Consider the following 21,847-nt stretch of genomic DNA (forward strand, 5'->3'; position numbering starts at 1 on the left):
TCCTGCTCAGCTGGCTTTCGGACGCCAGACGATGTCGCTGATGTCGAGTTTGCGGGGAATGATCTTCAGATCGTAGAATTCGTCGGCGAGCGCCTGCTGGTATTGAACCGCCGCGTCCGGCAGCGTTGAGACGGCACCGAGATCGGCGCCGCGACGTGACAGAACCACCTTGGTGACGTTTTCCGGCACACCGGTGATCGAGGCGATCGCCTTCACCGTCTCGTCGAAATTCGACTGCGCGGCGGTTCCGACCTTCTTCAGTTCATCGATGATCTCGACGACCAAATCGCCGTTTTCGCCGACGAAATCGCCGTTGCCGAGAAAGTAGCTCCATGAGTCGACGATGCCTTCCGCCGTCGTCAGCACCCGCGTGTTCGGATCTGCCTCGGCAATCGCCGTATAGGGATCCCAGATAGACCAAGCATCGATCGAACCGTTCTTGAAGGCGGCCGCCGCATCCGGCGGCGCGAGATCGAGCTGCGTCACGTCGCCCGGCGTAAGCCCGCCCTTGCGCAACACCTTGACGGTCACGTTATGGGCACTGGAGCCGCGCTTGAAGGCCAGCTTCTTGCCCTTGAGATCGGCGATCGACTGGATCGGCGAATCCTTGTGCACGAGAATCGCAGAGCCCTGCCCGCTGCCGCGATAGGTGCCGACGTAAAGCAGGTTGCCGCGCGCCGCCTGCGCAAACAGCGGCGGCACATCGCCGGTCGGGCCAAAGTCCAGCGCACCGGCGCCGAGCGCTTCCAGAAGCGGCGGACCGGAGGTGAATTCCGACCATGAAACCTTGATGCCGCGATCGGCAAAACGCTTTTCCAACGCACCCTGGCTTTTGGCGAGCGCAAGCACGCCGTTCTTCTGCCAGCCGATGCGCAATTCCTTCGCCGCCGCCCGCGCCTTGCCGGCGATCGGAAGAACCGTCGAGACTGCGGCGGCACCAATCAGTCCAAGTGTCTGCCTGCGCGTAACCATGAGAACCATCCCTCTCTTGCAGACCCCGCAGTGCCCTCACCGGCGGCGATCTCTCGATGAAGAAAGGCTCCCATACTCCAGTGGATTGGTCGACATTGCGATGTTTCAAAAAAGGCGGGGTTTAGGAGTTTTCATTTCTCAATTTTAGCGATGTCGGAATGCGAAACTCCTACAGTCACGAAATACACCGCAGTGCGGAAAATGATTTTTTGCAGCTGCGCGCTTCCCGATGCTCTCGCTTTGTTCTAAGCCTTAGGAAGTCGCATATTGGAGGTTGGCATGGCGAAAGTGGCATTCATCGGTCTTGGGGTCATGGGTTTTCCGATGGCGGGGCACCTCAAGGAAAAAGGCGGCCACGAGGTCACGGTCTATAACCGCACCGCTGCAAAAGCCGACGACTGGGCCAAAAAGTTCGGTGGCAAAACCGGCGCCACACCGGCCGAAGCCGCAAAAGATGCAGATTTTGTTTTCATCTGCGTCGGCAATGACGATGACCTGCGCTCGGTCACGCTGGGTGAAACCGGCGTGCTTGCCGGCATGAAGTCCGGCGCCATTCTGATCGACAACACCACGGCCAGCGCCGATGTGGCGCGCGAACTCGCAGACGCAGCCGCTGCGAAAAGTATCGGCTTTATCGACGCTCCGGTTTCCGGCGGACAGGCCGGCGCAGAAAACGGCGTGTTGACGGTCATGTGCGGCGGTGATCAGTCGACCTTCGACACGGCAAAACCGGTCATTGATGCCTTTGCCCGCATGGTCGGCCTGATGGGGCCGGTCGGCTCCGGCCAACTCACCAAGATGATGAACCAGATTTGCATCGCCGGCATCGTTCAGGGCTTGGCCGAATCCATCCATTTCGGCAAGCAGGCCGGTCTCGATATCGAAAAGGTGGTGGACGTCATTTCGAAGGGCGCCGCCGGTTCCTGGCAGATGGAAGCCCGCCACAAGACGATGAACGAAGGCAAATACGACTTTGGTTTCGCCGTTGACTGGATGCGCAAGGATCTTGGCATCGTGCTGGAAGAGGCCCGCAACAACGGCGCAAAACTGCCGCTGACGGCGCTGGTCGATCAGTTTTACGGCGACGTGCAGGCGCTTGGTGGCAATCGCTGGGATACATCCTCGCTGCTGGCGCGGCTGGAACGGAAATGATCAGGCGTTTGCGCATCGTCGCACTTGCCGCCGCGACCGTCGCGATGGCATCGGCGGCTCTGGCAGAAACCGACGGGGAGAGGATCGCAAAAATCCTGACCCCGGCCATCAAATCGTGCTGGACGATGCCCCTGCCGCCGGAAGGGCAAAAAGCGCTGCCATTTTCCGTAAGCTTCAAGCTTGGTCTCGACGGCTCGGTCAGCGAGCGACCCGTTTCGCAGAAAGAGCCCAGCTCCGATTACGAACGTCTGATGATAGCGAGTGGCGTTCGCGCCATTCTCAAATGCGGGCCGTATAGCGCGCTCGCGGCGTCGGGCCTGCCCTATGAAGCATGGCGGGACATCGACATCAACTTCGATCCGAGCCAAACGACGTTTTAAAGCCCTTAGTCGCAAGTTTGAGGCGGCTTGTCCGGTCACGCTTACCGTAAAGCAAGGCCATCGGCACGAATTTCCGTGCCGATGGCCTTCATGCGTTTTCGCTTGGTGCGCTGAATGCAGCGCTGCCGCTTATTCCTCGACCTGCGACTTCTGGGTATCGAGCGTCATGTAATCGAGCGGCAGTTCCGTCGTGTACTTGATCTGCTCCATCGCAAACACCGAGGACACGTCGCGGATCTCGATCTTGGCGATCAGGCGCTTGTAGAAAGCATCATAGGCAGCGATATCCGGTACGACGACGCGCAGCAGATAATCGACGTCGCCGCTCATGCGGTAGAATTCCACCACTTCCGGGAAATCGACCACGACTTCCGAAAAGCGCTTCAACCATTCGATCGAGTGGCTGGCAGTGCGGATCGAAACGAAGACCGTGACCTTGGTATTGACCTTGCCCGGATCGAGCAGCGCCACACGACGGCGGATCACACCATCCTCTTCCATCTTCTGGATACGGCGCCAGCAGGGCGTCGTCGACAGGCCGACCTTCTTGGCGAGGTCGGCGACGGCCAGTGTGGAATCCTCCTGCAGGATACGCAGAATCTTGCGATCGAGACGGTCCATAAAATCTCCCCTTCGAAATTATTTTTCGTCATACCGCGAATTTTGGCATGTGTAACCGAAAATTCTTTCAACGACACAAACTGTCCACATCCTGACGCAGAGTTGGCAAGACATCTTTGCTAAACCACAAATTGCGCTTCAGCCACGCGCTGTTTCGCCAGCTCGGATGCGGCAGAGGCAGAATGCGCGGCCCGTCATTGACAAAGTAGCTGCGGCGCCATTCCTTCACCGTGTCCGTCATCGTCTTGGCCTTGATAGTGCCCATATGCCAAACCTGGGCATATTGACCGACCGCCAGAATGAGTTCGATCTGCGGCATGGCATCGATCACCGCCTGGCGCCAGAGCGGGGCGCACTCCCGGCGCGGCGGCAGATCGCTGCCCTTTTCGTCATAACCGGGAAAACAGAAGCCCATCGGCACAATGGCAAACCGGTCGCGATCGTAAAACTCATCGCGACTGACGGCCAACCATTCGCGCAGCCGGTCGCCAGACGCGTCGTCAAACGGCAGGCCGCTTTCATGCACGCGAAGGCCCGGCGCCTGCCCGGCAATCAGAATTTTTGCCTTCGAGGACAACACGGCCACCGGACGCGGCTCGTGCGGCAGCCGATCCTCCGGCCCCCGCACCGGCACGTCACGACAGAGCCGACAGTCGGCGATCGATCGGCGCAGCAATTCCAGCCGATCGGCGGTGTCGGTTTCTGCGGATGATGTAACGGAAACAGACATGGCGTTGGACACGGGCAAAGAACTCACAACCATTGCAGCGACAATATATCCTTCATTCCGGAGAGGAAACCGCGGCCTTCCTGCTCAAGCTTGCGCTCGCGCCGCCAGTCGGCGGGCATGATGAACGGACCTGCCCATATCCCTTTCCTGTCATTTTCCGCATCCACCTGCTCCCGGCGATAAGTGATCAGGCTCGTCGTCACCGCCATGCCGGATCGCACCATCGCGCCACCGACCGTGCGGCCATCGACAAAACAGTTGACCACAAGACGCCCATAACGATCCCGCTCACCGCCGCGGCATTCGACCTCGCCGCCTGCGACTACCCGCTGCAACGCTGCCTTGGCATCCTGCCCGCAATCCCAAGCCTGCCCATCACGCTCGCAGGTCTGGTCGAGTTCGGGCGCATCGATACCGGCGAGCCTTAGCCGTTCCGACCCCGCCGCCAGCGTATCGCCGTCAACCACACGAAACGGACCTGTCACCGGATCGCTCGCGCCGCCCTGCAGCCGTGCCGCGATCAGCGCCAGCAGGAACAGGAAACACAGCGTCAGCACGACATCCTTAAAGCGCCCGATCGTTCTATGCCTTCGATAGGCGCCTATGCGACCCCGCGTCATGTTTCCGCCTCAAATCCCAACAGATGCTTCAGAAAAATGGAAAACAAATTCTTTCGCATCAGGACCTTCTTAATAATTTCCTACTAGGCTCGCACCATCCGGATCAGCAGTCCATGGGCAATGAGTAACAGCGTCAGCACATCGACGGACAAGATCATCGTGGACCGCACGCGCGCCCACCGCAGCAAACCTGTGTCCAAAGCCGTGCGGGCGACGCGTGAAAGATTGCAATATACTGCGCAGGGCGCCCATGGCTTTGATCGCGAAATGCTGTCGCAGCACGTTCGCACCGTGCTTCAGAGCGCACTGATCACGCCCGTCGTCATCTTCCTCGTTGCGATGGTCGGCCTTGCCATCAACCAGAACAGCAGCCTCATCTCCTGGGGCCTGCTCACCATGGCCGTTCATGCCATGAACCTGGTTCTGGCCAAACGGATCGCCCGCAAGGAATTCACCACCGAAGAGGCGTTGCGCTGGCGCAGATGGTTGCTGGTTGGACAGATCGCGCTTGGTTTCTGCTGGGCGCTTTTTGCCATGCAGAGCTGCGATGCCTGCGGCAATACCGACGGTTTCTATTTCTACAAGGTCGCAGCCCTTCTGGTGGCCATCTCCATCACGGCCATGACCAATTTCATGCTGCGCCAGGCGGCATTGTTCAGCTTTATCCCGACCGTACTGATGCTGGTGATGACCGCCATCAGCAGCCAGAACCCGCTGGATTATGGCCTGACCGCGATGGTCGCCACAGCACTCGTGCTGTTTTATTACATCTCCAACCGGCTTTATCAGTCCAGTCTTACACTGATGTCCTATCAGTCGGAAAAGGACGACCTGATCGCCGAGCTGGAGGTTGCCAATTCGATGTCGGACGAAGCGCGGCGCCGTGCCGAGGAAGCCAACCTTGCAAAGTCCCGCTTCCTCGCCTCGATGTCGCATGAGCTGCGCACACCGCTCAACGCCATTCTCGGTTTCTCCGAGGTGATGAATTCGGAAGTGCTCGGGCCGCTGTCCAACCCGACCTACAAGGAATATGCCGGAGATATCCACCGCTCCGGCGAGCACCTGCTCAACCTCATCAACGAGATTCTTGATCTGTCGCGCATCGAAGCCGGCCGTTACGATCTCGCCGAAGATGCGCTGTCCCTGCTGGAAATCGCCGAGGACTGCATCGGCATGGTACAGTTGCGGGCGCGCGCCAAGAACATCACCATCCAGCAGCAGTTCGAGCCGGAAATGCCGCTCGTCTGGGTCGATGAGAAATCGATGCGGCAGGTGCTGCTCAATCTTCTCTCCAATGCGGTAAAATTCACCAGCCAGGGCGGCGACGTCATGGTCAAGGTCGGCTGGACGGCCGGCGGCGGCCAGTATGTCTCTATCAAGGACAATGGCCCCGGCATCCCGGAAGAGGAAATCCCGGTCGTGCTCTCCGCCTTCGGCCAGGGCTCGATCGCCATCAAGAGCGCCGAACAGGGCACCGGCCTCGGCCTGCCGATCGTACAGGCCATCCTTGCCAAGCATGACGGCCAATTCATGCTGAAGTCCAAGCTGCGCGAAGGCACCGAGGTGATTGCCATCCTGCCCTCCACCCGCGTGCTACAAAGCCTGCCGGCCGTTGAAGACGCCCCGCCGATCGAGCGCCGCCGCAAGAGTTTTGCGTAATCCGGGTTCAGGCCACCATCTTCCACGGCAGCGCTTTTTGAGGCATCATGCCGGCCATGACCGAACTTCTCGACAAAGCCATCGAAGCCAGCAAGGAGCTTCCTGCGGAATTGCAGGATGAACTCGCTTACATGATGATGAAATTCGTCAGCGGTGGGCAAGAACCCTACATGATGTCTGCCGAAGAGGAAGCATCGTTCAAGACATCGCTTGAGCAAGCGGCGCGCGGTGAATTTGCTTCCGAAGAGCGCATGCAGGCAATCTGGACGAGATTTTCGAAGTGAATATCCTTTTCACACCTGAAGCGGCAGATGAGCTGGAGCAGGTGCTGGAAAGGGTTTCCGCAGTTTCTCCTTCGGGTGCCAAACATATCAGTCAGCGTATCGAGCAGATACTCAAATATCTCGCTGCTTTTCCATATGCCGGAACGAACGCCAATCGCGCTGGTATGCGCCGTCTGGTGGTTAACCCCTACCCTTATGCCATCTACTACAGCGCCACGGATGATTTCGTCACGGTTCTTGGTGTCCGTCACACAGCGCAAAATCCAGCTGACATGCCCGATGCCCGTTGACGCTTACCCCCACAGCCGCACCACCACCACATAGACAACAAACACCCCATTGGCGCACAGCAGGCAGAACACTGCCAGTGACCCCAGATCCTTGGCATGCCGGCCGACGGTGGAAATTTCGGGCGAGATGCGATCGACCAGTTCCTCGATCGCCGTATTGAGCGCCTCGACGGCAAACAGGAGCAGCATCAGCACGAGATAGATCAGGTAATCGGCAAGATGCGCGCCGATGGCAACAAACACCACAATGGCCATCACGAAAGCGATCACCTCGTGGCGAAAGGCTTCTTCCTGCCACAGCCTTGTCAGCCCCTGCAGCGAATAACGTGTCGCTGCGATGACGCGACGCAAGCCGCTCGCCTTTTCGATATTGCTGTCGAGTGGTGTCTTTTCCATGCGGGGCATACCTTCTCCGGCAGCCGCAGGATCATCGGCCATGGACGGTTCTATGGCGTGGGCAGGTTTCGCAGTCCATCCGCAATTTTTCGGTCACAGAGAAATCGGTCGTCGTAAATCCAGCCGCACCTGCCGAGAGACAGCAGCCTCGTCAGGTCTCACGGTCGTGCTCTTGCGCCTGTCTCAACCGAATTTTCTGACCGGCCGCCCAGGAATCGGCATGTTCTGCAAAACGAAATACGCGCTCCATGACCTCACCATTTTCAAACACCCGGACGATCCACCAGTCGTCACGCTCGAAAATCTCCACCCTGTCGCCAGACAATATGCCAAATCCCAATCACCCCACCAAAACATGACAAACGCTAACTTTTCAGGAAAAGAGAGTCTACCTGCAAGCTCTCGCGACTGACTGAAAATCAGGCAATCAATCACTCGGAAATATCCCAAACAGCTTGATATGAGTAAACATCACACAAACGTGAGGTTGCTCTGCTCTCAAAAGCGGCACGCCCTGCCAGGCCGATGGAATCAGCACGCAGACAGAAAATATTTCCAGGCAAATAAAAAGGGCGCCGCTACAGTCATAGCGCCGCCCCAAAAATTGCTGTCGTGATGTCTCGTCGAGCGGCTTACGCCTTGTTGGTCACGCCGGCCTGCGCAAAAGTCGCCATGCCGGAATGGCAGGCGGCAGCGGATTTGACGATGCCGGCGGCGAGTGCGGCGCCGGTGCCCTCACCCAGCCGCATGCCGAGCGCCAGAAGCGGCGTCTTGCCGAGTTTTTCGATCGCGGCAAGATGACCCGGCTCGCCGGAGACATGACCGATCAGGCAATGGTCAAGCGCCGACGGGTTGATCGCCTTCAGGATGGCCGCAGCAGAGGTTGCCACGTAACCGTCGATCAGCACCGGGATCTTTTCCATGCGCGCCGCAAGAATAGCGCCGGCCATCGCCGCCACTTCGCGGCCGCCGAGACGACGCAGCACTTCCAGCGGATCGGCAAGATGATCCTTGTGGAACTCGACAGCAGCCTTCACCGCCGCCACCTTGCGCGCCAGAACATCGCCATGCGAACCGGTGCCGGGGCCGACCCATTCCTCCGCCGTGCCACCGTAAAGCGCCAGATTGATGGCGGCGGCCACCGTGGTGTTGCCGATGCCCATTTCGCCGATCACCAGAAGATCGGTACCGCCGGCAATCGCTTCCATGCCGAATGCCATCGTAGCGGCGCAGTCACGCTCGGACAGAGCCGGTTCGACCGTGATATCGCCGGTCGGGTAATCCAGCGCGAGGTCAAAAATCTTCAGTCCGAGATCGTGCGTTACGCAGATCTGGTTGATGGCAGCGCCACCGGCGGCAAAGTTTTCCACCATCTGCTGCGTTACAGAAGGCGGAAACGGCGTGATGCCGTGTTTGACGACGCCGTGATTGCCGGCAAATATCGCCACAAGCGGACGGTTCACGGCCGGCGAACGGCCCGACCATGCGGCCAGCCAGAAAGCGATCTCCTCCAGACGCCCCAGCGAACCCGGTGGCTTGGTCAGTTGCGCGTCGCGTTCGCGCGCCGCCACCAGTGCCCGCTGGTCAGGTCCCGGCAATTCGCGCAGGAGAACGCGAAAATCGTCGAAAGGCATGCCGCTCACGCTCATATCATCAATCCTTGTCATGTCTTAAGCGCGGGAGACTTGTGTTTGCTTCGGGAATCCCGCTTTGTGGCCCCCTGTTTATCAGGCACGGCCGGAGGAACAACTGCCAAACGCACGTCACATGCTCAGCGAATTCGTCGCAGACATCGCCCGCTCCGTCGGTTTTCTCAGCCGACTGCCGGTTCACGCCCGCTTTTTCGAGGGCCATGACGGCAGCATTTCGCGTGCTGTCCGGGCGTTTCCGCTGGCAGGTGTGGTCGTTGCGCTTCCCGCCATGTGCGTGTTCTGGGCCACGCTCGTTCTCGGTGCCGAACCGTTCCTGGCCGCCATCCTCAGTCTCGGCGCATTGGCAATCACCACCGGCGCGCTGCATGAGGATGGATTGGCCGATGCCGCCGATGGGCTTGGCGGCGGCCGTGACAAGGAGCATGCGCTCACCATCATGAAGGACAGCCGCACCGGTTCCTATGGTGTTGTCGCCCTCATCCTTTCCTTCGGCATCCGCGCTGCGGCACTGGCCCAACTCGGCGACGACCTCTCTCCCTTCGGCGCGGCACTCACTCTTCTCTCCACTGCTGCCGTCAGCCGCGCGCTGATGGTCTGGCACTGGTCGCTGCTGCCACAAGCCCGCACCAATGGTGTTGCTGTCGCCGTCGGAAAACCGGAGGATGCAGCACGCACAACGGCGCTGACACTGGCCACATTGATTGCCTTCCTATTGCTTCTGCCAAGCTATCATCTCGGCTCCATCCTGTTCGCTTTGGCACTCGCGGTTCTGGCCGCCTTCGCCTTCACCCGCGTGGCCGATAAAAAACTCGGCGGCCATACCGGCGATACGATCGGCGCCACCCAGCAGATCACGGCGGCAGCCATGCTCACCGCCCTTGCCCTCGCCACGTGAGCACCCGATATGTCGGCCATGCACGTATCGAAAATCCTCTCCCCCTGCACCGGCGTCTGCACCATTGCTGCGGAAGACGCCCCGCTTGCCGGCCATTGCCTCGGCTGCGGCCGTTCGCTCGATGAAATCGGCAACTGGCGCGATATGGATAATGATGCGCGTGCAAAAATCATGGCCACCCTGCCCGGCCGCCTGCACCGTGCCGGCCTCACCGTTGCCTCGACACTGATGGAGACCACCGCACCGTGAATGGATTGACCGTCGTTCTGCTCATTCTCGGCGCCGGACTGGCGCTCCTGATCTTCAACGATTCGAGCGGCCGCACGCTCGGCATGGCCAATGACGATTTTGCCAGCCTCGTCTATCTTTTGCCGATTGCCGCCGTGCTTTCCGCGGGCGTGCTGGCGGGCCGTCATGGCAAGCTTGGCGAAACGGCACGGATGATCGCAATCTGGCTGGTCATCATCATGGGCCTGATGGTCGGTTATCTCTACCGCAATGATTTTGCTTCCGTCGGCAACCGGCTGATGGCCGGCCTCATGCCCGGCAGCGCCATCGTCACCACCGCGTCGGACGGTAGCTCGGAAGTCATCCTCCACCGCTCGATGGGCGGGCATTTTCAGGCTCGCACGGAAGTCAACGGTCGCACCATTGCGATGCTGGTCGACACCGGCGCCAGCGCCGTGGTGCTGACTTGGGAAGATGCACAGACACTTGGCCTAGATCCGGAAAACCTGTCCTTCACCGTCGCCGTTTCGACCGCGAACGGTCGCGCCATGGCAGCCCCCGTCCGCCTCGATCAGATGGCGATCGGCCCGATCGTGCGCCGCGATGTGCGCGCCATGGTCGCCTCGGAAGGTCGCTTGAGTGAAAGTCTGCTCGGCATGACGTTTCTGTCGACGCTGGGTTCCCTGCAAATCCAGACGGATGAGCTGAGGCTGCGCGACTGAACGACGGTGGGGCGGCGTCTATTCCGCCGCCATCAGTTCCATAACCGGCGTCACTTCATCCACCTTCGCGCGAAAATGACTCGGAGGAGCGCCGATGATGCGCTTGAAAGCACGGCTGAACGAAGCCTCGGCATCATATCCCAGCCGCTCGGCGATTACCGCCACCCGCATGCCCTCTTTCAGCCAGAGCCGCGCCTGATGCATGCGCACCCGCGCCACGTAACGCGCGGGCGTTTCGCCCACAACCTTGGCAAATCGTTCGGCAAAACCCGAGCGCGACGCCCCCATATGGCGCGCCAGTTCGGCAACCGTCCAGTCACGCTCCGGCTCCAGATGGATCGCCGCCAGAACCCGGCCGACATCGGGGCTGCGCACCGCCGCAATCCAGCCATTGGTCTTGCCGCAACCATGCTCCACCCAGGTGCGGATCATCGTCGCCATCAAGACATCCGCAAGCCGTGCCAAAATGCCGCCGGCACCAACGCGGTCCATATCCACCTCACGCGCCATGGCGTCGAGCAGATGCGGAATGGTGGGCTCGCTGCGGGCCAGATCGATCGTCGTCATCACATCCGGCATCATCTGCAATAGCGGATGCAGCCGGTCGACATTGAAGCGCATGGAGCCGTTGAAGACCTGCGTACTGCCACGCAGCATTTCCTGACATTGAACATCATAGACGCCGGAGCATATTTTGGTACGTCCGTACCGTTCGAACGGCACCGGCGACACGTCCGAACGGCTGGCCAGCACATGCGCATCGCCGCGCGGCAGAAGCACGGCGTCGCCGGCCTTCAGCTCCAGCCATTCGTCGTGGCCTGCCAGCTGCAATACGGCGCACCCGGACTGGATAAAATGAAACCGCGCCGCATCCTGCGCCGGAAATGCCGTCGCCCACGGCTCCGCAAGCCGGCACCGACCGTATTCAACGCCATCGAGACGCAACCCCCGCAGCATTTCGCTGAGCGGATCGGCGGGAAGTTCAAAATGAGAATTGGACGAATGATCAAGCATGACGGAGTTTCTAGCATGGAAACTCCAGCTCGTCACGCCTATCCCTTGATCAACCGCAAATCAGGAGAATACCATGCTGGACCATATCCCATCCCCGGGCGGCGACGCCCGGACGGCAGAACATGCGCGTTGGGGCGCTGTCGTCTCCATGACATTGGGCGTTTTTGGCCTTGTCACCGCGGAATTTCTGCCCGTCAGCCTGCTGACACCGATTTCCGGTGACCTTGCCGTCACCTCCGGCGTTGCCGGCCAGTCGATCACCATGACCGCCATCGTCGCTGCCATTGCAGGGCCTGCCGTTGTTATCGGCACCCGCAAATATGACCGCCGCTGGACCGTATTGGCGCTGACGACACTGCTCATCATTTCAAGCCTGATCGCGGCTTTCGCCGGCAGCATCTATACGTTGCTCACCGCCCGCTTCCTGCTCGGCATCGGGCTTGGCGGTTTCTGGGCCATGTCGGCAGCGCTTGCCATGCGCCTTGTGCCGCCGCACCTGATGCCCCGCGCCATGGCCATCATCATGGCCGGCGTGTCGCTCGCCACCGTCTGTGCCGCCCCGCTCGGCGCATGGATCGGCGCCACGATGGGATGGCGCGCTGCATTCCACCTGTCGGCCGGCATCGGCGTTGTCGCCCTTCTCGTACAGGCATTTACCCTGCCCGCCATGCCGCCAAGCGGCCATGCCGGTCTCGCCACCATGGCGGCACTGCTGCGTCGTCCGGCCATGCGTCTCGGCCTCATCACCATTCTTCTGGTCATCACCGGCCATTTTGCAGGCTTCACCTATATTCGCCCGTTCCTGGAACGTGTGCCGCATCTCGGCGTCGAAACCATCTCGCTGATCCTGCTTGCCTATGGCGTTGCCGGCTTCTTCGGCAACCTGCTCGGCGGCTTCGTATCGGAGCGCAGCCCGCGCCTGTCGATCACCATCTTTGCAAGCCTTGTCGCAGCCGCAGCCGTCAGCATGGCAGTGGCCGGAAGCTCGGAAATCGTTGCAGCTACGGCTGTTGCCGTCTGGGGCCTTGCCTTCGGCGCCATCCCGGTCAGCCTGCAGAGCTTTGTCGTCCGCGCCGGTTCGGATGAGGCGGAAAGTGCCGGTGCGCTGATGCTCACAACGTTCCAGATCGCCATTTCCAGCGGTGCGGTCCTCGGCGGCATCCTGATCGAGACCCAGGGGCCGATCGCCGTCGTGTCCTTCCTCGCCGCCGGCGCGCTTCTCGGCGCCTCGGTCATGGCCAGCCGTGGCGAGAGCCGTCGTCTGTCGATGGGCTGAGACGTTTCCTGACCATCCCTGCCAAAAAATCCGGTCGACACCTGTCGGCCGGATTTTCCTTTATTAGCTCTTGGCAATCATCAAGTTTAGGCGCAAGCACGGCGCATCAACGACCGCAGCAAGATGCCTCCATGTCTCCTCGCAAAATTGCCTCCGTCATTTTCAACCCCATCCTTGCCGGCGCCAGCCTGCGCGAACGCCTCGTCGCCGGTCTCGGCGCCCTGATCGGCATCGCGCTCACCGGCGCGCTGGCCGGGCTGATGATCGGCCATGGCCTGTCACCGCTTCTGGTCGCGCCGATGGGCGCATCCGCCGTGCTGGTGTTTGCCGTACCCGCCAGTCCGCTGGCGCAGCCATGGTCGGTGATCGGCGGCAACACGCTGTCGGCGGCTGTCGGCCTGCTGGTCGCGCATTTCGTGCCCGAACCGGTGCTGGCCACGGGTATCGCCGTCTCGCTTGCCATTCTGGTGATGTCGATCACCCGCTGCCTGCATCCGCCCGGTGGCGCTGCGGCGCTGATGGCGGTTCTCGGCGGTGGTGCCGTTGATGCCTGGGGGCCGCTCTTTCCTGTCATGCCGGTGCTGTTGAACGCCATCGTGCTGACGATTGCCGGCATCATTTTCCACCGCCTGTGTGGCCGCTCCTACCCGCACCGCCCGGCACCGGCGGTCACCGCACCGAATGTACCGGTGCCATCGGCCATACCGAATTTCGAAGAGGAAGATGTCGATGCCGCGCTCGCCCATCTCGACGAAACCTTCGACATCGACCGGGAAGACCTGATCCGCCTGATGCGGCAGGTGGAGGCGGAGCATATCGCCCGGCGCACGGTCCTGAAATGACAAACGGCGCCCCGAAAGGCGCCGTCCTCAATTATAACTCGCAGTCGAAGAAATCAGATCTTCAGATCGTCCTTGTCGGCCTTCGCCGAGGCCATGATCTTTTCCAGCCAGCCGAGCATCACCGCCGATACGACAAAGGCAAGATGGATGATCGTGTACCACATCAGCTGACCATCGGTGTATTGCGCGGCATTGAGAAAGATCTGCAGCAGATGGATCGACGAGATCGCCACGATCGACGAGGCCACCTTGATCTTCAGGCTGCCGGCATCGAGCTTGCCGAGGAAGGACACGTCGGCTTCCGTCTCGTCGAAACGGCTGACAAAGTTTTCGTAGCCGGAAATCATCACCATCACGATCAGGCTGGCGACCAGAGCAGCATCGATCAGGCCGAGCATGGCGAGGATCATTTCCCCTTCACCCAGCGTGAAGACGTTCTGCGCGACCTTCCAGAACTTTGACAGGAAGGACAGTGCGTAAACCGCCAAAGCCGCAGCAAGGCCAAGGTAGAAGATGATGAGTATCCATCGGCTCGACAGGATAATCTTCTCGACGAGCAGTTCCAGCGATTTCATGTAGGTGTAGTCTCCGAAGGTCTTGGGGTGCGGATCAGATAGTCCCTGACCACGACACCCGCAAGACGACGAAGCTGCCCCGCGTCGCTAGGTCGCGATTTTCCTGACGATTGCCAGTTTCAAGTCTTAGCTGCGCAGCCGGTAACCGGTGCGGAAAATCCAGCCGAGGATCGACAGGCAGATCACCAGAAACAGCCCGATCATGCCAAGGCTGACGATCGGATTGACGTCGGCGATCTCGTAAAAACTCCAGCGGAAACCGCTGACGAGATAAAGCACCGGATTGAAATGGCTGACCGCCTGCCAGAAAGGCGGCAGCATGTCGATCGAATAGAAACTGCCGCCGAGGAAGGTGAGCGGCGGCACGATCAGCATCGGCACGATGTTCAACTGTTCGAAATTCTTGGCCCAGATGCCGATGATGAAACCGAACAGACTGAAAGTGATCGCCGTCAGCACCAGAAACAGCACCATCATGAACGGATGGGCGATGTGGATATCGACGAAGAAGGAGGCCGTGGCGAGAATGATCAGGCCGATGATCAGCCCTTTGCTGGCCGCCGCTCCCACATAACCGATCAGCACTTCCGACATCGCCACCGGCGCCGACAGAAGCTCGTAGATCGTTCCGGTAAATTTCGGGAAATAGATGCCGATCGAGCCATTGCTGATGCACTGGGTCAATAGCGTCAGCATGATCAGGCCCGGCGTGATGAACGAGCCGTAGGAAACGCCGCCGACTTCCTGAATACGCGAGCCGATCGCCGTACCGAACACGATGAAATAGAGCGACGTGGTGATGACCGGCGAGATGACGCTTTGCAGAAGCGTGCGGCGCATGCGGGCCATCTCGAAATAGTAGATCGCCTTGACCGCTTCGAAATTGAATGTGCCGGTCATGCCCGCTCTCCGATCAGCTTTACAAATATGTCCTCAAGCGAACTCTGGTGGGTGGAAATATCGGCAAGCGGCACATCGGCTGCCGCCAGCGCCTTCATCAGCGCCGCGATGCGACTGCCCTGCCCGTTCCCATGCGTCTCATCCGCCGCATAATCATGCACCAGCGCACGACCGTCATCGACCAGTTTGAGATCGAAGGCCTCCAGCCCTGGCGGCACCGTTTCAAGTGGCCGAGTCAGTTCCAGCCGCAGCTGTTTGGCACCGAGCTTTTTCATCAGCGTGGTCTTGTCCTCGATCAGCAGCAGCTCGCCGGCATTGATGACGCCGACGCGATCGGCGATCTCCTCCGCCTCCTCAATATAATGGGTGGTGAGGATGATGGTGACGCCGGTTTCGCGCAGTTTTTCCACCACCTGCCACATGTCGCGCCGAAGCGTCACATCGACACCGGCCGTCGGCTCGTCGAGGAAGAGGATGCGCGGTTCATGCGCCAGCGCCTTGGCGATCAGCACACGCCGTTTCATGCCGCCGGAAAGTTCGCGCAGCATGTTGTTGCGCTTGTCCCACAAGGACAGGTCCTTCAGAACCTGCTCAATCAAGGCCGGATTTTTCGACTTGCCGTGCAGACCGCGCGAAAACGTGACGGTGTTGATCACCGTCTCGAACTGGTCGGTGGTCAGTTCCTGCGGAACCAGCCCGATCATCGAGCGGGTGGCGCGGAAATCGCGCACCACGTCATGACCGCCGACCGTCACCTGCCCACCGCTCGGATTGACCAGCCCGCAGACGATAGAGATCATCGTAGTCTTGCCGGCGCCGTTTGGCCCGAGCAGCGCAAGGATCTCGCCCTCGCGGATGTCGAGATCGACGCCTTTCAGCGCCTTGAACCCGTTGCCATAGACTTTTGTCAGATTACGGATGGAAACGATGGGAGGTTTGCTGGAATTCGGCTGAATAGACGACATGGAGAGACTTCTGGCTGGAATACTTTGGCGCCGGATATAGGTGCCATGCCAACGGAAAAACATCCCCCGTCGGCAGTTATCCGTTTTGACGGACAATCAATAGAACACGCCGACAAAGAACTGGATCGAAACGCAGACGAGAAACACGCCGAACGCCCGCTCCAGCGCCTGTCGGCTCATCGCATGCGCGGCCCGCGCGCCATAGGGCGCCATGATGAGCGTGATCGGGATGATCAGCGCGACGGCGATCCAGTTGACGTAACCTGTGGAAAGCGGCGGCAGGCCGGCTGCACCCCAACCGCCGAATACATAACCCACCAGCCCCGGCAGCGAAATCAGCACGCCCATGCCGGACGACGTCGCCACCGCCTGATGGATGGAACGGCCATAGAGCGTCATGAACGTGTTGTTGACGACACCGCCGCCCACACCCATCAGGCCGGACAGGATGCCAAAGCTGGTGCCGACCAGAAACCGCGCCGGATTTTTCGGCAGCTCGTCGCCCAGCCGCCAGCTCGCCCGGTTAAAGATCATCCGTGCCGCCAGAATGAGCGCGATCACCGCAAAGATCAGCCGTAGCGTCACGCTCGACGCCTTGGCGGCAACGATTGCCGCAATCAGCGTGCCGAGCGGCACGGCAATCACCCAGCCGCGCAAAAGCTCCATATCGACCGCACCGCGCGCCCGATGCGCCAGAAACGAGCGGATCGAGGTCGGCACGATGATGGCCAGCGACGTGCCGAGCGACAATTGCATGCGAACGTCCTCGGGCACGCCGAGCAGACCGAAGACATGAAAGAAGATCGGCACCAGAATGGCGCCTCCGCCGATACCGAACATGCCGGCCAGCAACCCGGACACGACACCGCTCGCCGCCAGCACGGCGGCAAAGAAAAGCATTTCTGTCATTTCGGGCATGAACTCTCCTGCAACGCGAAAACCGGCATTGCGGAGTTTTTTTGAAATTCACCGCCTGCGCATCCGATCCTGCCGTTGTGCCAGCGTGATCGCCTGTGGACAAGTGCGTTCGGGTGTCATCCAGATCATTCGTAAAACGCGCAAATGGCAAAATCTGCACAACCGTCACAGAGCCGTAATCTTGTCGCGCCATGTTGCCGTCGTCGAGACCGGCCGCACCGCCGCACACGCCGCCGATCCCGAAGCATGACCGTCAGGCCGCCTTGCCCGCCCATCCTCGTTGGGCCGCCGAGGCACCGTTCGCCTGATGGTCCCTATCGGAAATGCATGGCCGCCCATGCGCTTCCTGTCGTGATGCATGCAGTCGTAGTGACCGAAAGCCGGCACACAATCCCGCGCCCGCTTTCCACCCTTTGGCCGGCCCCGTGCCGGCCTCTTTTTTGCCTGAGGGTATGAAAGCCATTCTCACCCTTGAGCCTTGGCCCCTCACCGGCTATCTGGAGCCTCCACAAAACTCCTCCGTCACAGCAAGGTAGCTCCCGGCATGATCCCAGATTTCCTCGTCACCCATTCCGGGGGCTTCCATGCCGATGAGCTGCTGTCGAGCGTCATCCTCACGCGTCTCTTCCCGAACGCCAAATTGGTACGCAGCCGCGCGCCGGAATGGATCACGCCGGGTTCCGACCGCATCATCTATGATGTCGGCGGCGCCTATGATGCCGACATAGGCATTTTCGACCATCATCAGCGCGGTGCGCCGCTGCGCGAAGATGGCGCGCCTTACTCATCCTTCGGCCTGATCTGGAAACATTTTGGTCGCGCCTATCTTCTGGCGCTGGATGTGCCGGAAGCGCATGCCGATGCCGTGCACGCTGCCTTCGATCAGAAATTCGTGCTGCCGATTGATCTGCTCGACAATGGTGCGGTCGATCCCTCCGTCGCCGGACCGCTGGCCAGCCTGACGCTGCCGAGCCTGCTGGCAACCTTGAAGCCCGTCTTCGACGCCAAGGATGCGGACGCAGACGACCGCGCCTTTGAGGTTGCACTCGGCATTGCCCGTCTCTTCGTCGAGGCCGGCATCGCCCAGCGCGCCTCGAAACTGCGCGCAGAAAGCCTCGTTCTCGATGCGATCGCCACCACCGGCGACAGCCGCGTTCTGGAACTGCCGATGGGCATGCCTTTTCGCCCGGCCATCGTAAAAGCCGGCGCAGAGCATCTTCTGTTCGTGGTGCACCCGCGCGACAAGGATTGGTGTGTTACCGGTATTCGCCTCAGCGATGACGGATTTGAACAGCGCGCCGATCTGCCCGCTGCCTGGGCCGGTTTGAACAACGGAGAACTTGAAAAGGTTTCCGGCGTTATCGGCGCCAGCTTCTGCCACAATGCCCGCTTCATCGCGGCTGCCAAAACACGCGAGGCAGCACTCGCCATGGCCGATCTGGCGGTAAAGGAAGCTCTGGCGGGTTGATCCCCGCCAGCTCCACTCAATCGCAATAACGGCTGCCCGATTTGCGCTCCCGCAGATCGAAGTGAAAATGGTTCCAGTGCTCCTTGTTGGAGCCTGGGCCGAGCACCGTGTTGAAATATTTGCAGCTGTCGGTGCGCACGGCCTTCAGAAGCCCGCCTTCGCGGAACTTGAACAGGCCCTTCTTGCGCACGTCGATATCGTGGCCGTTCTTCAGCACGAACTTGCCGACATCGATGGCATTGCCACGCGCATGTTCGGAGATCGGATTGTATTTCTGGCGGCTGTTGTTCATGCGCCGGCAGGAATAGCCGCCAAGCGGCACGATGGTCTTGACGCCGCTCCAGTAGCGGGCGCGCGAAGACGGTGCGAGTTCGTATTTCACCCAGCGGGCAAAGGCGAGTGTCGTCTGGCAGTTCAGCTTGACCGACGGCTTGACGCCGATATTGCCGGACAGGCCGGTCAGCTCGATCGGGTAATCGATGCCGCAGCTCGGGCCATCCGAGATGCGCTCGGCATTGCGATATTCGACGCCGAGACGGCGCAGTTCGACACGGCAGGCCGCTTCCGAAGCCGGCATGGCTTCCGGGCCGCGCGGTGCGATCGGCGTGCGTTCGTCCATCGGGTTCGGGGTGCGCAGCATGGCCACTTCCTGCGCCTGCGCCTCGCCGCCCACCTGACGGGTCCCGAAAGGCGTAGACTGGCGCTGCCATGGCTGCTCGCCACTCATGTTGTTGTTATTGCCCAGATCGGCACGCTGGCCGCTGCCCGAGCGCTTTGGCGGCACGATGACAGGCTCGTCACCCAGGTTCTGCGGCTGCGTCCTGCCCTGACGGCCAAGTGCGCGTGGACTGTCGGTGCCGATGCCATCAACCACCGGCTGGCTGCCGACACCTTCGGCGATATCCGTCTGCTGCTCCTGCGCCAGACCGACGACGCCGTTATCGCCGCCGACGCCAAGTTCGGCATCCATGTTGACGCCACCTTCGGCGCCTTGTGCGGACATGCTCTGGCCGCCGGAAACGGCAGCGACGCCTTCATCGCTGTCGATACCCGGAAGACGCCCCTGCTGCACGCGAGCGTTCCGCATCGGCTGGCTTGTTGATCGCTCGGGCGGCATCGGCCCGCCCCATTGTTCGTTGGCGGGTGCCTGCGGCATCGGCTGGCGGGCAATGCCACCGTTCTGTCCGCTATAACCGCCATAGGCCGAACCGGGATTGCCGTTGACGCCCGGCTCGCGCAGGTATCCGTAGGAAGACTGGCCGTTATCGACGGCTGCCGGCGGCATGGGGTCGGAAAGGCCGGCGGTCGAGGTTCCGCCATAGGTCTGGCTGGCCGGCATGTTTGTCGGCGGCATCGGCCGAATGGCGCCGACGCGCGTGCCGTTGTCGATGCCGGCCGGCGGCACAAGCCCGTCCGCCGAACATGCCGTCAGCATCGTCGTGATCATCAGCGAAGCCGTAACCCGCCGCCAGAAAAGAGCATACGCCATACCAGAATGCCTTACCTGTCCAAGAGGTCGTCCGTTCTTCGTGACAGATTCGCCACTCTTCCGGATTCTAGGCTGGCTTGGTAAACGAAAGCTTGAGCGATCAAGGCCGTTTCAAGGTCATATCGGGACAGAGGTGCCGCGAAACGATGCGTCCGGGCGGCAGACTTGCTGCGAAAGCCGCCTTGCCGAGGCTATGCGACATGCTTATGGTCCGCCGCACCGCAAACGAAGGCCACCAGATCACCATGAACGACACCGCCAAGACTGTACCAACGGGCGAACTGACACTCCGCACGCTCGCCATGCCCGCCGATGCCAATCCGGCCGGCGACATTTTTGGCGGCTGGGTCATGGCACAGATGGACCTGGCAAGCGGCATCCGCGCCGCCGAGCGCGCCCATGGCCGCGTGGTGACGGCCACCGTCAAGGAGATGTCGTTCGAACTGCCGGTGAAGATCGGCGATACGCTGAATATCTACACGCAGATCACACGGGTCGGCCGCACTTCGATCACGCTCAGTATCGAAGCCTGGGCGAAACGGGACCGTCACCGGGCGCTGGAAAAAGTCACGGCCGGCACATTCATCATGGTGGCACTGGATGAAAACGGCAAACCGACGCCGGTGCCACCGGAGTGAGGCGGAGCACCGCTCGCGGCCTCCCTGAACCGCATCTCACCGCAAAACGGCAAGCCGAAATTGCTCGCCCTATTCCGCCGCCTGCCGCATGGGCCGCACATCGTCCAGCCCGAGAATTTCGGAAAAATCCTTGTGATTGGGGCAATTGGAAAGCCGCACCTTGAAGGCCTCCACCAGCCAGGATGCCGCAGGTCCCAGCGGATGCGAGGCCTTGTGCATGGCGTAAAGCGGATATTCGCCCTGCTGATAGGCATCGAGCTTCAGCGCCACCAGCCGGCCCTCGACGAGATCATGCCGCACCAGCGAGGCCGGCAGACCACCCCAGCCGAGCCCGCCCTTGATCAGTTGGTGTTTGGTGGCGATGTCGCTCACCCGCCATGTCTTGAACGACAACACATTGAAATCGCGGCCATTGGTCAGGCCCGATGCATCAGTCACCACCATCTGCACCTCTTCACGCACGTCGGCCAGCGTCAGCGGCCGGGCGATCTGCGCCAGCGGATGGTCGCTTGCCGCCACCGGCAGCATGAACGAGTGGCCGATCCTTTCCACCACCAGCGTGTCATCCTTGCTCAGCAGCGCCCCGCCAAGGCCGATATCGGCACGACCGGAAGACACCATGTCCATCACCATGCCGAGTTCACCGACATGCAGATTGAGCGACACGGAGGGAAAACGGGCGCGAAATTCGCGCAGTTCGACGACGACGGCATCGGCAGGCACCATGACGGAGATCGCCATGGTCAGCTCAGCTTCCAACCCCTGCTTGATGCTCTTTGCCCGCGCCCGCATCAATTGCAGGTCGGCAACGATGCGGCGCGCATCGGCCAGCATCGCCCGCCCCTCTTCCGTCAATTTTGGCTGGCGGCCGCTGCGCTCGAAAAGCGGCATTTCCAGCTGCGCCTCGAGATTGGCGATCGTGTAGCTGACCACCGACTGCGCACGGTTCAACCTGCGGGCGGCAGCAGAAAAGCTTCCCGTTTCGGCAACCGACAGAAAAACCTGCAACTGATCGAGCGTGGGATTGGCGTCCATTCGACCTATCCATTTCCTAGATAACTAGCTTCGACATTATCCCGGTTCTCTCGATAGGTGTCCATGCCTATTTGTGAAGCCGAGCGAGGATGGGACCTCCCAGCCCAACCTCCGAAGAAACAACCG

At 60.8% G+C, this 21,847-nt stretch carries 25 protein-coding genes and 1 pseudogene; 13 read left to right on the forward strand and 13 right to left on the reverse strand.

Features of this window, described 5'->3' with window-relative positions:
• Positions 1-6: 6 nt before the first annotated feature.
• Positions 7-972 carry an aliphatic sulfonate ABC transporter substrate-binding protein gene (locus tag AAIH70_RS01050; protein WP_132273364.1) on the reverse strand — a complete coding sequence of 322 codons (966 nt, stop codon included), beginning with the start codon at positions 970-972 and terminating at the stop codon, positions 7-9.
• Between the two features lie 267 nt (positions 973-1,239).
• Here AAIH70_RS01050 and AAIH70_RS01055 point away from each other — a divergent pair, with 267 nt between their 5' ends.
• Together AAIH70_RS01055 and AAIH70_RS01060 are read left to right on the forward strand one after the other, a co-directional pair.
• Entirely contained in the window at positions 1,240-2,124 is an 885-nt protein-coding gene (locus AAIH70_RS01055; RefSeq protein ID WP_348639719.1) for an NAD(P)-dependent oxidoreductase, read from the forward strand.
• Positions 2,121-2,504 carry a hypothetical protein gene (locus AAIH70_RS01060; protein WP_430032805.1) on the forward strand — a complete coding sequence of 128 codons (384 nt, stop codon included), beginning with the start codon at positions 2,121-2,123 and terminating at the stop codon, positions 2,502-2,504. Before AAIH70_RS01055 ends, AAIH70_RS01060 begins: the two co-directional genes overlap by 4 nt.
• A 129-nt stretch (positions 2,505-2,633) precedes the next feature.
• Here AAIH70_RS01060 and AAIH70_RS01065 read toward each other — a convergent pair whose 3' ends face one another.
• The 3 genes from AAIH70_RS01065 to AAIH70_RS01075 form a co-directional block, all read right to left on the reverse strand.
• Positions 2,634-3,125 (reverse strand): Lrp/AsnC family transcriptional regulator, encoded by a 492-nt coding sequence (locus AAIH70_RS01065; RefSeq protein WP_132273361.1) that lies wholly within the window; start codon positions 3,123-3,125, stop codon positions 2,634-2,636.
• 67 nt (positions 3,126-3,192) lie between these two features.
• The gene (locus AAIH70_RS01070; protein WP_132273360.1) at positions 3,193-3,855 is read right to left on the reverse strand and encodes a uracil-DNA glycosylase family protein; all 663 of its coding nucleotides are present in this window, start codon (positions 3,853-3,855) and stop codon (positions 3,193-3,195) included.
• A 23-nt stretch (positions 3,856-3,878) separates the two neighbouring features.
• Positions 3,879-4,475 carry a thermonuclease family protein gene (locus tag AAIH70_RS01075; protein WP_132273359.1) on the reverse strand — a complete coding sequence of 199 codons (597 nt, stop codon included), beginning with the start codon at positions 4,473-4,475 and terminating at the stop codon, positions 3,879-3,881.
• A 120-nt stretch (positions 4,476-4,595) separates the two neighbouring features.
• Here AAIH70_RS01075 and AAIH70_RS01080 point away from each other — a divergent pair, with 120 nt between their 5' ends.
• From AAIH70_RS01080 to AAIH70_RS01090, 3 genes are read left to right on the forward strand one after another with little or no spacing between them, the layout of a single operon-like run.
• A complete protein-coding gene (locus tag AAIH70_RS01080; RefSeq protein WP_132273358.1) occupies positions 4,596-6,134 on the forward strand; it encodes a sensor histidine kinase in 1,539 nt (512 codons plus the stop codon).
• A 47-nt stretch (positions 6,135-6,181) separates the two neighbouring features.
• The gene (locus tag AAIH70_RS01085) at positions 6,182-6,418 is read left to right on the forward strand and encodes a hypothetical protein (protein WP_245519117.1); all 237 of its coding nucleotides are present in this window, start codon (positions 6,182-6,184) and stop codon (positions 6,416-6,418) included.
• A complete protein-coding gene (locus tag AAIH70_RS01090) occupies positions 6,415-6,708 on the forward strand; it encodes a type II toxin-antitoxin system RelE/ParE family toxin (protein ID WP_165931988.1) in 294 nt (97 codons plus the stop codon). The genes AAIH70_RS01085 and AAIH70_RS01090 overlap by 4 nt, the downstream gene beginning before the upstream one ends.
• Before the next feature lie 3 nt (positions 6,709-6,711).
• Here the strand turns inward: AAIH70_RS01090 and AAIH70_RS01095 are convergent, their stop codons facing one another.
• Positions 6,712-7,104 (reverse strand): diacylglycerol kinase, encoded by a 393-nt coding sequence (locus AAIH70_RS01095; protein WP_132273757.1) that lies wholly within the window; start codon positions 7,102-7,104, stop codon positions 6,712-6,714.
• 40 nt (positions 7,105-7,144) lie between these two features.
• Between AAIH70_RS01095 and AAIH70_RS01100 the strand changes: the two genes are divergently transcribed.
• Complete coding sequence (locus tag AAIH70_RS01100; protein WP_132273356.1) at positions 7,145-7,516, forward strand: hypothetical protein; 372 nt, start codon at positions 7,145-7,147, stop codon at positions 7,514-7,516.
• A gap of 220 nt (positions 7,517-7,736) precedes the next feature.
• On the opposite strand, the gene cobT is transcribed toward AAIH70_RS01100, so the two are convergent.
• Positions 7,737-8,753, reverse strand: coding sequence for a nicotinate-nucleotide--dimethylbenzimidazole phosphoribosyltransferase (gene cobT / locus AAIH70_RS01105; protein WP_132273355.1), 1,017 nt, complete (start codon positions 8,751-8,753; stop codon positions 7,737-7,739).
• A gap of 118 nt (positions 8,754-8,871) precedes the next feature.
• Between cobT and AAIH70_RS01110 the strand changes: the two genes are divergently transcribed.
• The 3 genes from AAIH70_RS01110 to AAIH70_RS01120 are packed head-to-tail and all read left to right on the forward strand — an operon-like array spanning position 8,872 to position 10,601.
• Complete coding sequence (locus AAIH70_RS01110; RefSeq protein ID WP_132273354.1) at positions 8,872-9,651, forward strand: adenosylcobinamide-GDP ribazoletransferase; 780 nt, start codon at positions 8,872-8,874, stop codon at positions 9,649-9,651.
• Between the two features lie 18 nt (positions 9,652-9,669).
• Entirely contained in the window at positions 9,670-9,900 is a 231-nt protein-coding gene (locus tag AAIH70_RS01115; protein WP_132273353.1) for a DUF1289 domain-containing protein, read from the forward strand.
• Positions 9,897-10,601: a TIGR02281 family clan AA aspartic protease gene (locus AAIH70_RS01120; RefSeq protein WP_132273352.1), complete on the forward strand. Its 705-nt coding sequence runs from the start codon at positions 9,897-9,899 to the stop codon at positions 10,599-10,601. Before AAIH70_RS01115 ends, AAIH70_RS01120 begins: the two co-directional genes overlap by 4 nt.
• Positions 10,602-10,619: 18 nt before the next feature.
• On the opposite strand, the gene AAIH70_RS01125 is transcribed toward AAIH70_RS01120, so the two are convergent.
• On the reverse strand, positions 10,620-11,615 hold the full coding sequence (locus tag AAIH70_RS01125) for an AraC family transcriptional regulator (protein ID WP_132273351.1): 996 nt from the start codon (positions 11,613-11,615) through the stop codon (positions 10,620-10,622).
• A 73-nt stretch (positions 11,616-11,688) separates the two neighbouring features.
• Between AAIH70_RS01125 and AAIH70_RS01130 the strand changes: the two genes are divergently transcribed.
• Both AAIH70_RS01130 and AAIH70_RS01135 read left to right on the forward strand, forming a co-directional pair.
• Complete coding sequence (locus AAIH70_RS01130; RefSeq protein WP_132273350.1) at positions 11,689-12,891, forward strand: MFS transporter; 1,203 nt, start codon at positions 11,689-11,691, stop codon at positions 12,889-12,891.
• Between the two features lie 131 nt (positions 12,892-13,022).
• Positions 13,023-13,715, forward strand: a pseudogene (locus tag AAIH70_RS01135) (HPP family protein); the annotation flags it as partial.
• A 71-nt stretch (positions 13,716-13,786) separates the two neighbouring features.
• Here the strand turns inward: AAIH70_RS01135 and AAIH70_RS01140 are convergent.
• From AAIH70_RS01140 to AAIH70_RS01155, 4 genes are all read right to left on the reverse strand, one after another.
• The gene (locus tag AAIH70_RS01140; protein ID WP_132273348.1) at positions 13,787-14,308 is read right to left on the reverse strand and encodes a TIGR00645 family protein; all 522 of its coding nucleotides are present in this window, start codon (positions 14,306-14,308) and stop codon (positions 13,787-13,789) included.
• 126 nt (positions 14,309-14,434) lie between these two features.
• Positions 14,435-15,208, reverse strand: coding sequence for an ABC transporter permease (locus tag AAIH70_RS01145; protein WP_132273347.1), 774 nt, complete (start codon positions 15,206-15,208; stop codon positions 14,435-14,437).
• Entirely contained in the window at positions 15,205-16,173 is a 969-nt protein-coding gene (locus tag AAIH70_RS01150; RefSeq protein ID WP_132273346.1) for an ABC transporter ATP-binding protein, read from the reverse strand. Before AAIH70_RS01150 ends, AAIH70_RS01145 begins: the two co-directional genes overlap by 4 nt.
• 96 nt (positions 16,174-16,269) lie before the next feature.
• On the reverse strand, positions 16,270-17,091 hold the full coding sequence (locus AAIH70_RS01155; protein ID WP_132273345.1) for a sulfite exporter TauE/SafE family protein: 822 nt from the start codon (positions 17,089-17,091) through the stop codon (positions 16,270-16,272).
• Between the two features lie 544 nt (positions 17,092-17,635).
• On the opposite strand from AAIH70_RS01155, the gene AAIH70_RS01160 reads away from it, so the two are divergent.
• Positions 17,636-18,559 carry an MYG1 family protein gene (locus AAIH70_RS01160; RefSeq protein WP_132273344.1) on the forward strand — a complete coding sequence of 308 codons (924 nt, stop codon included), beginning with the start codon at positions 17,636-17,638 and terminating at the stop codon, positions 18,557-18,559.
• Positions 18,560-18,575: 16 nt separating this feature from the next.
• On the opposite strand, the gene AAIH70_RS01165 is transcribed toward AAIH70_RS01160, so the two are convergent.
• Positions 18,576-20,048 carry an extensin family protein gene (locus tag AAIH70_RS01165; RefSeq protein ID WP_132273343.1) on the reverse strand — a complete coding sequence of 491 codons (1,473 nt, stop codon included), beginning with the start codon at positions 20,046-20,048 and terminating at the stop codon, positions 18,576-18,578.
• Positions 20,049-20,293: 245 nt separating this feature from the next.
• Between AAIH70_RS01165 and AAIH70_RS01170 the strand changes: the two genes are divergently transcribed.
• On the forward strand, positions 20,294-20,686 hold the full coding sequence (locus tag AAIH70_RS01170; protein WP_132273755.1) for an acyl-CoA thioesterase: 393 nt from the start codon (positions 20,294-20,296) through the stop codon (positions 20,684-20,686).
• Positions 20,687-20,755: 69 nt separating this feature from the next.
• On the opposite strand, the gene AAIH70_RS01175 is transcribed toward AAIH70_RS01170, so the two are convergent.
• Complete coding sequence (locus AAIH70_RS01175; RefSeq protein ID WP_132273342.1) at positions 20,756-21,721, reverse strand: LysR family transcriptional regulator; 966 nt, start codon at positions 21,719-21,721, stop codon at positions 20,756-20,758.
• Positions 21,722-21,847 lie beyond the last annotated feature (126 nt).

Source organism: Neorhizobium sp. BT27B (assembly GCF_050455485.1).
In the GTDB taxonomy this organism is placed as follows: Bacteria; Pseudomonadota; Alphaproteobacteria; order Rhizobiales; family Rhizobiaceae; genus Neorhizobium.

What these genes read in the sequence shown, in the direction of transcription:
- AAIH70_RS01095 (WP_132273757.1), bottom strand. Translation starts at nt 7,104, where the DNA reads ATGGAAAAGACACCACTCGACAGCAATATCGAAAAGGCGAGCGGCTTG.
- AAIH70_RS01070 (WP_132273360.1), bottom strand. Translation starts at nt 3,855, where the DNA reads ATGTCTGTTTCCGTTACATCATCCGCAGAAACCGACACCGCCGATCGG.
- AAIH70_RS01140 (WP_132273348.1), bottom strand. Translation starts at nt 14,308, where the DNA reads ATGAAATCGCTGGAACTGCTCGTCGAGAAGATTATCCTGTCGAGCCGA.
- AAIH70_RS01175 (WP_132273342.1), bottom strand. Translation starts at nt 21,721, where the DNA reads ATGGACGCCAATCCCACGCTCGATCAGTTGCAGGTTTTTCTGTCGGTT.
- AAIH70_RS01085 (WP_245519117.1), top strand. Translation starts at nt 6,182, where the DNA reads ATGCCGGCCATGACCGAACTTCTCGACAAAGCCATCGAAGCCAGCAAG.
- AAIH70_RS01050 (WP_132273364.1), bottom strand. Translation starts at nt 972, where the DNA reads ATGGTTACGCGCAGGCAGACACTTGGACTGATTGGTGCCGCCGCAGTC.
- AAIH70_RS01065 (WP_132273361.1), bottom strand. Translation starts at nt 3,125, where the DNA reads ATGGACCGTCTCGATCGCAAGATTCTGCGTATCCTGCAGGAGGATTCC.
- AAIH70_RS01145 (WP_132273347.1), bottom strand. Translation starts at nt 15,208, where the DNA reads ATGACCGGCACATTCAATTTCGAAGCGGTCAAGGCGATCTACTATTTC.
- AAIH70_RS01130 (WP_132273350.1), top strand. Translation starts at nt 11,689, where the DNA reads ATGCTGGACCATATCCCATCCCCGGGCGGCGACGCCCGGACGGCAGAA.
- AAIH70_RS01170 (WP_132273755.1), top strand. Translation starts at nt 20,294, where the DNA reads ATGAACGACACCGCCAAGACTGTACCAACGGGCGAACTGACACTCCGC.
- AAIH70_RS01110 (WP_132273354.1), top strand. Translation starts at nt 8,872, where the DNA reads ATGCTCAGCGAATTCGTCGCAGACATCGCCCGCTCCGTCGGTTTTCTC.
- AAIH70_RS01125 (WP_132273351.1), bottom strand. Translation starts at nt 11,615, where the DNA reads ATGCTTGATCATTCGTCCAATTCTCATTTTGAACTTCCCGCCGATCCG.
- AAIH70_RS01060 (WP_430032805.1), top strand. Translation starts at nt 2,121, where the DNA reads ATGATCAGGCGTTTGCGCATCGTCGCACTTGCCGCCGCGACCGTCGCG.
- AAIH70_RS01115 (WP_132273353.1), top strand. Translation starts at nt 9,670, where the DNA reads ATGCACGTATCGAAAATCCTCTCCCCCTGCACCGGCGTCTGCACCATT.
- AAIH70_RS01160 (WP_132273344.1), top strand. Translation starts at nt 17,636, where the DNA reads ATGATCCCAGATTTCCTCGTCACCCATTCCGGGGGCTTCCATGCCGAT.
- AAIH70_RS01080 (WP_132273358.1), top strand. Translation starts at nt 4,596, where the DNA reads ATGAGTAACAGCGTCAGCACATCGACGGACAAGATCATCGTGGACCGC.
- AAIH70_RS01165 (WP_132273343.1), bottom strand. Translation starts at nt 20,048, where the DNA reads ATGGCGTATGCTCTTTTCTGGCGGCGGGTTACGGCTTCGCTGATGATC.
- AAIH70_RS01150 (WP_132273346.1), bottom strand. Translation starts at nt 16,173, where the DNA reads ATGTCGTCTATTCAGCCGAATTCCAGCAAACCTCCCATCGTTTCCATC.
- AAIH70_RS01075 (WP_132273359.1), bottom strand. Translation starts at nt 4,475, where the DNA reads ATGACGCGGGGTCGCATAGGCGCCTATCGAAGGCATAGAACGATCGGG.
- AAIH70_RS01100 (WP_132273356.1), top strand. Translation starts at nt 7,145, where the DNA reads ATGGACGGTTCTATGGCGTGGGCAGGTTTCGCAGTCCATCCGCAATTT.
- cobT (WP_132273355.1), bottom strand. Translation starts at nt 8,753, where the DNA reads ATGAGCGTGAGCGGCATGCCTTTCGACGATTTTCGCGTTCTCCTGCGC.
- AAIH70_RS01155 (WP_132273345.1), bottom strand. Translation starts at nt 17,091, where the DNA reads ATGCCCGAAATGACAGAAATGCTTTTCTTTGCCGCCGTGCTGGCGGCG.